The 13465-nt window shown below is 45.6% G+C and carries 12 protein-coding genes; 2 read left to right on the top strand and 10 right to left on the bottom strand.

Annotated features, from left to right (window positions below; translation table 11 throughout):
• Positions 1-613: 613 nt before the first annotated feature.
• The 3 genes from ACFS25_RS25265 to ACFS25_RS25255 all read right to left on the bottom strand — a co-directional run bounded on the left by ACFS25_RS25265 (position 614) and on the right by ACFS25_RS25255 (position 3615).
• Positions 614-1681 carry a beta propeller repeat protein gene (locus ACFS25_RS25265; RefSeq protein ID WP_381506590.1) on the bottom strand — a complete coding sequence of 356 codons (1068 nt, stop codon included), beginning with the start codon at positions 1679-1681 and terminating at the stop codon, positions 614-616.
• A gap of 568 nt (positions 1682-2249) precedes the next feature.
• Positions 2250-3065, bottom strand: coding sequence for a class I SAM-dependent methyltransferase (locus ACFS25_RS25260; RefSeq protein ID WP_381506588.1), 816 nt, complete (start codon positions 3063-3065; stop codon positions 2250-2252).
• A 127-nt stretch (positions 3066-3192) separates the two neighbouring features.
• Positions 3193-3615 (bottom strand): hypothetical protein, encoded by a 423-nt coding sequence (locus ACFS25_RS25255; RefSeq protein ID WP_381506585.1) that lies wholly within the window; start codon positions 3613-3615, stop codon positions 3193-3195.
• A 282-nt stretch (positions 3616-3897) separates the two neighbouring features.
• On the opposite strand from ACFS25_RS25255, the gene ACFS25_RS25250 reads away from it, so the two are divergent.
• Positions 3898-4485 (top strand): RNA polymerase sigma factor, encoded by a 588-nt coding sequence (locus tag ACFS25_RS25250; RefSeq protein WP_381506583.1) that lies wholly within the window; start codon positions 3898-3900, stop codon positions 4483-4485.
• Entirely contained in the window at positions 4482-5279 is a 798-nt protein-coding gene (locus ACFS25_RS25245; RefSeq protein ID WP_381506580.1) for a hypothetical protein, read from the top strand. The genes ACFS25_RS25250 and ACFS25_RS25245 overlap by 4 nt, the downstream gene beginning before the upstream one ends.
• A gap of 55 nt (positions 5280-5334) precedes the next feature.
• Here the strand turns inward: ACFS25_RS25245 and ACFS25_RS25240 are convergent, their stop codons facing one another.
• From ACFS25_RS25240 to ACFS25_RS25210, 7 genes are read right to left on the bottom strand one after another with little or no spacing between them, the layout of a single operon-like run.
• Positions 5335-7008 (bottom strand): LamG-like jellyroll fold domain-containing protein, encoded by a 1674-nt coding sequence (locus ACFS25_RS25240; protein WP_381506578.1) that lies wholly within the window; start codon positions 7006-7008, stop codon positions 5335-5337.
• Between the two features lie 29 nt (positions 7009-7037).
• Complete coding sequence (locus tag ACFS25_RS25235) at positions 7038-7943, bottom strand: tetratricopeptide repeat protein (protein WP_381506576.1); 906 nt, start codon at positions 7941-7943, stop codon at positions 7038-7040.
• Between the two features lie 10 nt (positions 7944-7953).
• Positions 7954-10173: a serine/threonine-protein kinase gene (locus tag ACFS25_RS25230; RefSeq protein ID WP_381506574.1), complete on the bottom strand. Its 2220-nt coding sequence runs from the start codon at positions 10171-10173 to the stop codon at positions 7954-7956.
• A gap of 32 nt (positions 10174-10205) precedes the next feature.
• Positions 10206-10991, bottom strand: coding sequence for a caspase family protein (locus tag ACFS25_RS25225; RefSeq protein WP_381506573.1), 786 nt, complete (start codon positions 10989-10991; stop codon positions 10206-10208).
• Positions 10981-11802: a PP2C family protein-serine/threonine phosphatase gene (locus tag ACFS25_RS25220; protein WP_381506571.1), complete on the bottom strand. Its 822-nt coding sequence runs from the start codon at positions 11800-11802 to the stop codon at positions 10981-10983. Before ACFS25_RS25220 ends, ACFS25_RS25225 begins: the two co-directional genes overlap by 11 nt.
• 3 nt (positions 11803-11805) lie before the next feature.
• Positions 11806-12354, bottom strand: a complete 549-nt coding sequence (locus ACFS25_RS25215; protein WP_381506569.1) for an FHA domain-containing protein — start codon at positions 12352-12354, stop codon at positions 11806-11808.
• Between the two features lie 59 nt (positions 12355-12413).
• On the bottom strand, positions 12414-13397 hold the full coding sequence (locus ACFS25_RS25210) for a hypothetical protein (protein WP_381506566.1): 984 nt from the start codon (positions 13395-13397) through the stop codon (positions 12414-12416).
• Positions 13398-13465: the final 68 nt, after the last annotated feature.

Below are 13465 nucleotides of genomic sequence, written 5' to 3'. Positions count from 1 at the left end.
TGGGGATACTATATTCAGTCTTGATGTTAGTTGACGTTAAGAATAAAAGCTAACATGGGTACACATTGGGTACAGCTAAAAGCCAAGAACCCCGAAAACAAGCTGTTTCCGAGGTTCTATTGGCTCAATCGTGCACTTGTAGGGACTGCGGTCTGGTTCTGATATTCAAGATGTTAGACACTAATTGGGGACTAGTGTATCACAAGCGTATCAATAAGCCTAAATTTGACTGAATTTCGAATAGCATGTTGTGGGAAAAAGTATGAAAAAAGTTGTAACTCGATCCTGCTTCTCGTTACAATGTATACGTCTACACTTGCCTGTCACGCAGGGGGTCGCGGGTTCAAGCCCCGTCCGGACCGCCAACAAATTTAAATCCTTCAAATTTCAACGATTTGAGGTTTTTTTGTTTTTAGGTGTACCTCAAAATTCACTTAATCTTTAACGCTACTGTACCCTAGACGTAACTAACGATAGCCAAAAAGCTTTAAATGAGGTGAAATTGAGTTGATAAGGGCAGCAAGTTGAGTTCACTAATCCCTGCCAACCGCGAAAATATCTCAAATTCGGCGAATTTGAGATATTTTCGCGGTTTAGTATATCACCAGGAAGTTCACTGAGCAACTTTTTCGTAGTCGCGGTCTAATTTGTATACCCGATGGCGATGTTGGTCCTGTTGATTGCCAAACTCCGTTATAGAGATATAAGGCGTACTTGATGGATTGTTTGACGAGCTGGCTAAACGAACCTCATGCCTTGTGCCGTCGAACTCTATTACCCGCGCCCAAGATTTGCCCGAGTCGTTGGTACACATAAGCAAGCTTTTGGCATCACCAGAGAGACAACTGTAAGAAGCAGCCCATATTTCCGTACCAAACGTCGACTGGTGGGCAATCATATTCATAACGGGACTGCGACGATATGGGTCGGGCAATACTAGCTTTTCAAACTGTTTCCCATCTGATGTCTTGACGATAAAGTTTGTCCCTCCCAAATAATCACTACCAAACAAAACGGCCTCTTTGGTTTCGGCCATTGATGTGTAGCCTCCCGTTTGATGATGGTACTTGTTAATTAAATGCCATCCGTCTTTTTGGTTGCCTGCGTGTTTGTTGAAGTGAGCCAGGGCCGAGTTGACCCAAACTTGTTTTTTATTATCGCCGTCGGTTAATAAGATTGCTTTTAAGCGGGTACAATACTTCACCAGATGAATGTGCTTATTCACGCCCTGTCGCAGCAGAAAATCGGCGACACTCCAAGTATCTCCTCCATCAAAGGAATAATACAGAAACGCCAGATTCTGCCACGTTTTCCCTTGCCAGATAGAGCCATATTCGCCAATCATCAACGTATGGTCAGGTAGTTCTGTCATGCCATTGTTGAACAAAAAATAGCTAATGGCGCTCGATAGTGTCAAAACGACTTTGAATGACATAGCCCGATCATCGCTTTTATAAACAACGCCGTTGGAGCAAACGAACAATACATTTTTCTGACTAATAAATAACGATGTAATTGGATACGCGAACTCATGAACGAGAACAGCCGACCGACTTTGATCATCGCTGTAATACAGTGCCTTTAAGTTGGTATAACAACAGCCCCAAAGCACGCTGTCGGTCGTTTGAACGCAATATTTCCAATCGACCGGTACCAGTTGGAAACATAGCCCTTGTTCCATTAAAAACGAGCTTGTGATAACGTCTCCAGACAAGCTATTGCCTTCGTTTTTAATAGCGAAACCAAGATTATCTGTGAACTTAACATACTGTTTTCCAAAATGGTAAACGAGAATCCGGTGATTAATTTCCCACAATACGAAAGAAATCAGCTCCCTTAACTTACCAACCCGGTGGATGTCTAACAAAAACCTCCATACATACTTGATAATATAAGGACTTGGGGTACTGAGTACTGAGAAATATTTTGAGGAAACGTCCATGTAGGGGGTGGATTATGGAGTGAATAAGAAGTTATTTGTGCATGACTTTTACGTCTGGTCGGCCCAGCGGATCGGTACTATACGGCTCAATGGAAACGAGGAACTGTGAGGGCTGATGAACGGTTAGGCAGCACTACCAACGTGGGAGATAGAGTAGGCTCAACCTTGATCACGGAGTTACTATACGTAGCTTAAACGTCGTTTCAGGGCACAAACACGCCTTTCCGCAAGGCTAGCAGGCAGACATAGAATTGCACCAATTAGCATAAACCGTAGAGTTATAACCTATAAATCAACAGAATACAGGTTAATCCGTCTTTATAGGTACTGTTCGGGTGGCGACCAACGTGTACATGAGTTGGCTCTTGTTGTGCTGGGCAAAAAACTGGTTATGGTAGCTAATATGAACGTCGCCGAAGCCCAGCACATATAAAAACTGTTCGAGGATTTCGGGCGTAAAGTGCCACCAGGTTTCTTCGGGATGCCCGACAGCGGCAATAGGCCGAAATATAATGGATGGGCCGAGTAGTTTACTCCGAATTTTACGCACCGCAGAATCGCCCAGCCATCCAAATAAGCGGTTGAAAACCTTCTGCCGATTGTTATCCAGAATCTCCGTAATAACTATGGTTTCTTTGGTAATTCGCGATGCCTGTTCTAAGGCCAGAAATGGATCCCGGACATGGAGCAGAATACTACCGAACGTACTAATATCCACCAAACCAACTTCCTTAGGAATCGCGTAAACTGTACCATGTATCAACTCAGCGCGGGAGTTAAGGAGCGAATGGCTTAACCGGTAAGCATTATTAAGTTTTCTGATATGGTTCTTTCGTTCGGGAGCCCAGGCAACTCCATCCTTGTGAGCGTAGGGAACCATATCCCAATCAAGCTCGGGCGACAAATCGTAACTGATTACAGATGCGCCCTTTTTTTCCATATAGAAAGACAGGAAACCATTGGCCGTTCCCATCTCCAGCACGCGCTTGCCGGTCAAATTAATATGACCCAAATAATCGTCGGCGAAGGGGCGCAAATCCCATTCACCCTTCATTTCTCCCAGGCCGGGTAAGTCAATGGTGTGGTAGAAGTAGTAGTCATCAGGACTGACTTGTGATGGCATTTCGGAAAGGGAGGTTGGTGTCATGTTGTGTGTAAAAACTAGTCGTTGAACTGTTTAAGGTGTAGATAGTAGCGGAAAGCTGAAATCACTTTGGCTTTGTAAAGCCTTCATTTACATTGTTTTGGAACTAGGGTTGCTTGGGAACGTAAGTCCGATTGCCATTACTATTCTCGTAGTATTGCCCACCCCGAGGACCTGTCCGGATAGTTTGGCCCTGACCATAATTAGTGGCATCGTTCGAATAATCTCTCGCTCTTGTTCCCTGGCTTCCGGTTAGCGGATTCGTATTTCCACTAGTTGACCAATTATCTATGTTTGTATTGTTGGGCGCCGTGTGATAGCTTGGTTCAACATAAGTCCCGTTTCTCTCGTAACCGCTCTGATACCTTGTATCCGCATTGGGTATGCTGTAACTCGGTGTAGAAAAGCTACTGCCATACGTCTGCCTGTTCGAGTTGTAGCGCATATCAGGCGTACCATCTTTTTTATACTGAGCCATCGCAAACGTATTGGCAAGCAGTAGCAGCACCAGTAAAGTAAATTTTTTCATTTTGATTAGACTGTTAAACGTTGCCTACTCTATTGACTTTTCGGCTGCCGTCACCTGAGTTTTTGGTACTTCGGTGTAAAACCCGCCGAATCTGTTTGACCTGAACAAATCCGGCTTCGATTATATATAGCGGCAGATGCGAAAAGGTGAGTCATGTAAGCGAAAAAAAAGTATTTATTTTTTGCTTACTCACCTTTTCATTGTATCGCCTATTCATCAATAATTGACAGACGGGTAAGATTATGTACGATCGGGTTTTATCTTCGCTCATTCTACTGCTCTATGTCAACCAGACCACTACCAATCTACCCAACAGACCAGGACTTGTATGATGCGTTAAGTCGTCGCGAGGAGCGGGCGTACCAGTTTCTATATGCTGAATCATTCCCTTCATTTCGATATTGGGTATCGACCAATAGTGGTTCAGAAATGGACGCCGAAGACGCGTTTCAGAAGGGATTACTCAACTTTATGCTCAACATAGAAACAGGAAAATATCAGTTTCAGGCCGGTGCCCGCGTTACTACAATTGTTTTTGACTATTGTAAGTTGGTGTGGATGACCGAGTTAAGATCTGCCCGATTGCGTACCCGCGGACTTATGCCCGACACCATAGACACGGTTGATACGGCCGATGTGGTCAGGGATTTGGTGCGAATGGATATTGTTAACGCTGTACGGCAGTCGCTCAACCAGCTTAAAGACGAGTGTCGAAAGCTAATCGAATGGTTTTACATCGACGATTTATCCTTGCGGGAAATTGCCGAGCGCCTAGGTATGAAGGAATCATCGGTTAAATCGAAACGATACGACTGTGCCGAGAAATTGAAAGCGTTTTATCAGCAAACCGCTACCAAACAAGGATTATGAAGCTATCAGAAGATCAGTACGAAATCATTGAAGCCTATTTGACCAATGAGTTATCGGCGGCAGATCGGGGTTTATTTGAGAGCGATATGCTGGCTAATGCTGAACTTCGGGAGGAGGTTGATCGACAGCGCGACATCCGGCTGGGCTTGCGAGCGTTGGGTATCGAACGGGCTTTAGAACGCGCAAAAACGCAATACAAAGCAACAGTGTCACTCGCCAAACCAGAATTGGTATCTGACAACCAGACCATTGTTCGGCCATTGGTCAGTTGGCGGTATTGGGCTGCGGCTGCTTCAATAGTTGTGGTATTGGGCGTCGGCTACTACACGTACCAGCAAACTATAGATCGGCAAGCCGATATAGCCTATGCCGAAACCTTTACGCCCGATCCAACCGATGAGTTAGTAAAAGACTTTCCAACGGGCAAGTTTTCGCCTGCTGCCCGAACCCAATTTTTGGATGCCCTCAGCAAATACAAAGCGGGGAAATATGATCAGGTTATTGACCAGTTAACGACTCTACCCGCCGACAAACAGACGATTCATTACAAAAATTATTTCCTAGGCCTAAGCTATCTGGCCAACAAGCAACCTACCGAAGCAATTCCGCTACTGAGCAAAGCCCAGACCGCTCCCTCCGCCAAACTCCGACAAAAAGCTGAGTGGTTTCTGGCCTTGGCTTATGTCAAAAATGGGCAAAAAGAAAAAGCCCTGCCGATGCTGAAACGTATCAGCACCGACAAAGCCCACCCTTTCTATTCATTGGCGCAGCAAGTGCTGCAAAAGATTAACTAAATCAAGCTTGCTGGTTTATGTGGTGGCAGGTTCTTTAACCTGCCACCACATACATTTATTGTTTACTTAGCGTCTGCACCTCGCTGGTCGATAACACCCGTTTGTAAATTCGTATATCATCCATAGCCCCGTAGAAATACCAGGGTAGGTCTTTATACTGTGCACCAAACTTCAGATCTCCACCAAAACATTTATCTATTGAGCTAGCAGGTAAATCATCAGAAGAATACTGCAATGCACCATCAAAGTACATCCGGGCCGAACGTCCACTATATGTAAATACGAGATGATGCCAAGTATTAAGTTGAATTCTATTGGTAATTGGAAAACTCTGCCATCCTTTTCCCGATTGACATAAACTATTTTGTTTGATGTCAGTCAAAATTGTAATGTTAGGACCAATGTCATTTTCTAATTTCAATAATGAACTATACATTTCATATGCACCGTCATTAAAGCGCGATTTGTTATATACCTGCATTCGTCTGTCTAATGTAACTGGTTTTATCCAGATGCTGATTGAGAGCGCATCTGGCTCTAAACTGTTGTTGCTGTTCTCTGGCATGTAGAAATAATCATTCACGCCGTCTAGTAATATAGCTGAGTTAGCGTTGCCATTACGGTCAGCCGTAAAGGTTGGATTATCAACCAACTTAACATGGTTATTATACCCGCTCACATCAAGTAAGGACTGATTAGTGAAGGACACGGAGGCAATTAAATCCACAGCAAGCGTATCGACCTGCGTAGTAAATGATTCAACAGTAGGACTATAAGTAATCTCTCCCGAAGGCAATTTTGCGTAGGCTCGGTAATAATACTTCGTATTGGGATTCAGATTTAGCAAATTGACTATCGTGTTTGCACCCACCGCCGGAGTAGCTACCGGAAAAACGGTCGAGTTAGAGTTATCAACTACTGGCGTAGTATTACCGGACGAATAGCAAATACCATACTCTATAGCAGCGGGGCTACCAGAATTAGTCACGATAAAGTTGACACTGGTAGTTGTAATACCGGTACTTGGCGCACCTGTAATGCTAACAGCAGGCTTCGATCCTGTCCGAAATGACTGCACAGGCGTACTGTAACCAGTACCCACCTGGTTTACGGCATAGCTACGTACATAATAAGTCGTGTTAGGTTGAAGATTTGTCAGGCTGAACGGAACAGCCGTATTTAAACCTACAGATCCATCCTTATAACTTGTTGGATCTCCCTTTTCTATTGTTGGGGTTGTATTCGTACTGGAATAACAGATACCATATTGAGTGATTGTTGCATTGCCGGTAGATGTTACGGTCATACCCAACGTAGCTGAGTTAGACGATATACCAGACGCCGGTTGTAAGCTTACCGCTGGTATTGTAGCATCGGCTATTGTAACGGATAGTCCTATCGTTGCATCATTCACACAGGAGTTGGATAACGTAGCTTTAGCGTTGTACGTACCTGTCGTTGAATAGGTATAGCTAACCGTCATTCCGGTTGTGACCGTGGTACTGCCATTACCGAAGTCCCATATGACCTTGTCAATTGTACCCGTGCTGTTTGTGATCGAGAAATCGACTTTACGCCCCTGAATCTGGGTATTGAGCGTGCCTGATGGCTTAACACACTCACGCTGCGTTTTTTTGGTAGGAACTTCCCAACTGCCGCAACTTAAAAGCAGACTACCGAAGCCACATAGTAGAACAATAACAAGTAGGTAAGTACGTGATGTCTTCATTTTTAATAAACAAGATGGTGTGGAGTAAATCAAAATGTATAGCTAATTGCCAGACCCCATGACTGCGACGAGGGTTTCCATTGCAGCGCGGTTGTACGCGGTTTTGGCTTATGTACCAGCAAGTATATTTCAGCAATTGTGGCCAGTGCCGCAACGCCTACGCAGGCTTTGAACAAACCATTTTTCTGCTGAGCGGCTTGGGCTGCGTCGTAAGCCTCGTTATACTGACGATAGGTGTCGGAATTAGCAATGACACCGCCACCAGTTGGGTCAGCAGTTTGGCTAATTTGGTTAAGCGTACTCATTTTAGACTGATAATCATTCCGTAAGAGATAGGCGTAAGCGCCTGCTCCAACGGCGACCAAGCCTGTAAATACCTTCAGCCCAATACGTTTGGAGGGTTTTAGAATGTCGTCAATGGTCTGGATTTGAATTACCAGAGATTCTCTCTTTGTTGCAGTGGCAAATTTGAGCGCTTCCGTGTAATTAGTCCTTGCCTCCAGATACCGTTTCTGGTTGAAAAGCTGATTGCCTATGCGTTCATGATAATCCGCTAATTGCATCTTTGTAATGGCATCGTCGGGATTGATATTTAGCAGTTGGCCAAATAGTTTGACAGCTTCCGGGCCCCTATTCCCTCTCAACGCATCATCGGCCTGCTGGCGCAACGTCAGTCCGGTTGTGCATTCTGCAATTTGTTCTTTCGCGTAGGCATCATTTTCAAAACCAGGCACTTCAAGACAATTCTGATACTGTCGGCGGGCTTCAACATATCTGCCCTCCTTAAAAAATTCGTCACCTCTTTTTTTGTATCGATCATACTCGTCATCGACAACGACGGCCACTGAAAATCCCCGACCCATCACACGCGCAGAGGGTAAAAGGACAAATGATAACAGCAAGAAAAGGATGAATTGGTGTAGTGGTTTACTCATACAAGTTGGGTTATTGATTTGTGGATTGTTTGATTTTTCGTTTAACTTCATCGGTATCTTTCAGAGACTGTGCTACCTGATACCAGCCTTTAGCCCCGTCAAATTCATCCCGGTCGAAGATTCTATTTGCTGTTGCCATATAGGAAGTATAAGCAGCATCGGCTTTAGCGGTGATCAGATCATGTTCTTTCGCTAGTGATCGTGCACTTGTAAAATAATCTATAGCTTTGGTCTTATTATTCCCCTTCGCAATTGCCTTCAGTCCGTCTTCGATCAGTTGATCGTATTGCTCCTGTGCTTCCTCCTTAACATTTGCCGTTTTCTCTACCGGGGCTGGTTCCGACGCTTTTGGCTTCTCTGGCTCTGGCACAACTGCTTTTGGCGGGTCTGAATTAGGCATGACAGCGTCTCCCAGCTTCCCATTCTCTGGCGTTTTCTTTTGAATTTCCTTAAGGGCCTCAGTTTGTAATTCGGCTATATCACGGCGTGTAGGATCAAGTTGTAATGCGCTTCTAGTAAGCGTAATAGCCAAATAAAAGTCTTTCACTCGATAAGCCTGTCTTGCTTTTTTTAGCGCAATGTCAATCCGTTTATCCAGTGCCGCTTTCGATTCGCCAGGCACTAGTTTTAGCTTAACAGTTTCCAGATCTTTCCGAGGTATGGTTTTTCCATTGGAACTGGGTCCCACACCCGCCGTTAAGGTGCTATCCTGTTTCTGATTACTCGTTGTTTCTGTTGGTTTTGTACCTCGCAAATTGATATACACCATAATTCCACCCAGACCCACTACCACCGGAGCCACAATTCGCCAGGGGAAAGCCCGTCTAAATGAATGAGCAGCCGGTTGCAAAACAGTCGGTTTAACCCCTGTTTCACGTTGCACGGACGGGCTAGCTGCTCTTTTGACTGGGGCGATGGGAGTAGATTTAGGTATCGAAGCCGGTTTGGGTATAGCTTTCTCTACACTAATTGGTGCGGGCGGGGCAACATAAACATCAGTGCGTTCTTCCTGATATACATCCGTTAATTCTGGCTCAACAACCAGTGGCTTCGGGCGGAGTTGTTCTATGCACAAGGCCAAACCACGAATCGCCATTTCGTGAATCGGGTTGAGCTGTAAGACTTGCTCATAGCGGCTTTTTGCCTGCTCAAAAAGCTGTTGCGATAACAAACCATCGGCCTCCGTCAACAAGTTCGCCAGAAGCTGATGGTGAAGAGCCGCCGTACATTGATCTATTCCTTTCTGGGCCTCAGCATGATTTTCACGTTTGGCAAGTATCTGCTCAAAAGAGGCAATAGCCTCTTCATATTGCCGATTGTTGAGGAACGATTTAGCTTCGGTCAATAGGTGGGGAATAAGATCCAGTAAATCCAGTAACTCATCTTCCTTACGAACACGCTCATGAATGTCACGCACCAAACACCGCCGAATCATAGCACTGTACGGTTCAGCAATTTGGTTAATGCGGGTTGGCAGTTCTACCGTAATAATTTTCTTCTCAATCTCACGCCGAGCCGACTGTTCACTACTATTTCGTAAGTCAGCCCGGAAAGGTTTCTCGCCCGTCATCATCTCGTATAGAATGACGCCAAAGGCCCAGAGGTCAAGGTTGAAACTAACCCGGCTGCCTTCAATTTGTTCCGGGGCTTTGTAGGATGGTGTGCCACGTCCGTCGCTCAGGTCGAAATCAGAACTGTCGAGTTCATCCTCCCTTACCAGCCTGCTCAAGCCAAAATCAGCGATTTTAGGAATGAATCGCCCGGCGTTATCACGCGAAATTAGAATGTTAGCCGGTTTAAAATCGCGGTGAACAATCCGGTGGCGGTGTAAGTGTTGAAGACCCAGTAAAATGCCCTGCGTAATCTCATAAATTTGTACGGGTGTCAAGGTTATGCGTCGGATCAGGTCAGCCAGATTGCCATCCGGGTAGTATTTCATGATCGCAAAATCGCTGACGCTAGTGTCTGTTTCTAACCGATGGCAAGCATCATATCGGGCAATGTTTGCTTGTCGGGGGACTCGTTTTGCCAACTCAACTTCGGCTTGTAGAGACTTTGAATCGTTGCCCTTAAACTCGCTGATTTTTATAGCAACCCATTCAGTTTCAAGCTGATCTTCAACTTTTATAACTCGACCGTACGAACCGCTACCCAACAACGCACCCTCATCATTGGGGCGAATTGGATAGCGTTTTTTGAAGTCAAGAAAAGAAGTAAACGTTTGATTCATATCGTTGGGTCAGGTTGTACAAGACAGTTACTTCAAAGATAAGATAAAGGCAGATTATCCGAAAACCGCCCATAAAAAACCGGTGTCTGTCGTCCCCTAGTTCGCTTTCTCACCTGTGGACCTATGTATTTATGCAACTCCCGGATTGTTACAATTCCGTTACCGTCAAGATCTCCCCGCCCAGTCAACCCTTTGAGTAAAAAGTACGTGAAGGCCCCACCCGCTAATCGCCCATCTTCTACGGCATTCTGCGTAGATCGACTGGCCAGCAACATAGCCACGTTACTGCCATCATGTATAGTACTTGCAATAGTCTGTGCCGAGCTACGTCGATTTGCCTGCTGTTGTGTCATTCCACCAGATAAACAGGCATCGGCTATGCATAATTTTGTTATCGCTTTTGACTCATGAAAAGCCGCTTTAATAGCCTCATAGGTTAACAGCCGGCCCTGATCGCCGGGACGGGCATCATACGGGACAAAACTATCGGGCATGCCATGACCCGAAAAATAAAGAATAACGCGGTCGTCGGCACCAGCCTGCCGAAAGAGTTTTAGGGCTTGCTGAATAGTTGCCTGTGTAGCCTGCCGATTCGTCAGGAGCCGAATGTGCGATACTGGTACATTACCACCCACTTGGCTCCGTAAGAAGGCAACCACCTGCTGGGCGTCTCTGTCGGCAAACCGCAAATCGCCTGTTGCATACGTCAATGCTTGATAATCAGAAATGCCTATAACAACGGCATATGTCTGACCAGTCGACGCTGGTTTCTGGCCACCGATCAGCAAACTCAAACTAAGTAGCAAGTTAGTTAGCATAGGTTTTAACGGCGCTGGCTGAATGAACTGATTCTGTGTGAGCAACATAGCTAATCCCAATCAAGTAGCCAGAGTAATTGTCTTTTGTGTGCCCATTACATAAAGCCTGCAAAGACTCCGCTTTCGCCTGATCGGGAATATCACTGGCCACTACCATTTCTAAGGTGGTGTTGTCAATCGTTTCCAATACGCCATCGGTACACATGAAAAAATAGTCGCCCGCCTGAATATCGGTTAGGATTATACTAACTGGCGAAGTCCGGCCCGTCTGCCCGTCTGTATCGGCTGAACTGGCCATTACTGCGCGGCTCAACCGATTACGCCAGGGATGCGTTAATGCCTGCGTAGCGGTAATAATTCCAGCCTCAACCATATCGTTAACCTGCCTGTGATCCTGGGTCTGAAAAATAATTTTACCCGCTCGTAGCTGATATACCCGGCTATCGCCGATATGAGCTACCGTAACGCCGTGTTGATGTAGTTGTAACAGGGCGAGGGTTGACCCCATCCGGCTAACAAAGGGATGTTGCTGTAGGTAGTTACTATAATCAGCATAAGCCAAGTCGAGAGCGGCTTGCAGATGCACAACGTCGAAAACCGGGTAGTCCATCACCGAGGCATACCCAGATATGGCGTCACATAACAACTGGCTGGCTATTTCGCCTTTATCTGCACCACCCATACCGTCGCAAACGACAAACAGTGATGTGCTGTCAGTTGCTGTTGTAACAGGCGGATATAGGGTATCCTGATTAATGCTTCGTTGACCAATGTGTGAAAAACCAAAGGGCAAAGCAGGCTGAATTCGCATAAGCTATTGAGTACGGTCGGGGTTAAAATCTAGCTCGACCTTGTATGTTTCAAGCATAGCGGGTGCTATAGAATAATGCATTAGGCGAAAACGGTCTGTGCCACCAAGGGTAATAATTTCACCATCGCCAACGTCAATCATCTCCGTTTTTTTTAAGAGAGCACCGCCAAGCAACGTACCGTTCAGACTGTACTGTATCGTTTGAGTTATGGAATCAACGGCTCCATCCTGAAGTTGATAACGCAATTGGCCGGTCCACTTATCGAACGTCACGCTTAGCGTACAATGCCGACGGCTTATGAAACACCGCCCGTTATGGACAAAACGAGTTACCTGAACGGTGCAGGAGTCAGCGATACCAATAACATTGCTACCAAACCGAAGCGGGTATGTTATTTCGGGATCATCCAAATAAGTCAATTGACCAAATCCCGGCAGTCCACGCACGATGTTTTCGTCAAAGTGAAACGACGTTTGCAAATTGTTAATGGCTCCGCAACCAACGTGTGAACAGGTAATCGAACCTCGTTCGGCATCGGCGGTACGAACCATAATTCGTCGACCGCATTGCTTGCAGACAATAAGGGTTGTTTTAAATCCAGTCATGCTCCCTACTCGTCCATATCACGAACATCACCATTATTAACGTACGTATCATCTGCCTCATCGGCGCTTGCCAGATAGGTATTGTCATCATGATCTGAATTGACATCCTGATCTGACCCATCCGAACCATGAACTTCAGTTGGAGCAGGCAGGGGTGATGTCGGTACAGAGGCATCTGGTTCGAGAATCGAATCCACTACTTCTTTTGACATACTGGCCTCCAAGCCCTGATTGAACTGCTCGTTAGAAATGACAGTCGGTTTAATTTTGGAGGCTAGCATCAATTCTCCATCCATTGAATCGTATATGTAGAGGGTATCCAGACCTTCGTCACCTGTTTCATCAACAACTCTATAATTATATCCATCTTCGCCCTCCATCACCAACGTATCTATGATGCCATCATGGTCAAAATCAAGGCCCATCACCCGCTGACCATTTAGGTGGCCCTCAATAATAGTTGGTTCAAGTGCCTCTTTTGTTTGCGGTATAGCTCCCCCCTGTGCAGGATTTACATTCGGTGTATAGATTTCAACCGGCAGATGTCCCTGCGTTATCATCTCAGTAAAATCCAGCCGCTGCTGTACTGACAGGCTACTCCACTCTTCCTTCTCGAATGTGTTGTACCAGTGACCATGCCACCCAAATACTCCACCTACACCAACTTCGTCACGAGCAACCTCAAACGCCTGTTCAAACGACATGGTATCATTTACTTTACCTGCTGCATCAATGTCATCGGGCAGTTGCGTAGTGGGCAAACTTGGTGTAACTGTTGTATCATCACCTGGAATAGCATCCTTTTTAATTACTCCATCTGTTTTTTGCTTTATAGCCCAGGCAGCCCCGCCTAATAACATAGCGGCTGCTGAGATAGCCAGCACTTTCTTTTTGTTAGTATTCGAATCCGAATTGGCGGGTGTAGAGCTTGATGGAGTCATGGCGTAGTTGTCGGTGTGTAAATCGGTTTGATCAAAAGATTGTGACATGGTTGATAAAATGATAAGTCTTGAAAGGTGTCAGTTAATAGTGCTTGCCCGCAAAAGGTAAGTGAGAA

Source organism: Spirosoma flavum, from assembly GCF_042686045.1.
Lineage (GTDB): Bacteria > Bacteroidota > Bacteroidia > Cytophagales > Spirosomataceae > Spirosoma > Spirosoma flavum.
The sequence above is the reverse complement of the archived record's forward strand: the minus strand, read 5'-3'. Positions and strand labels throughout refer to the sequence as shown.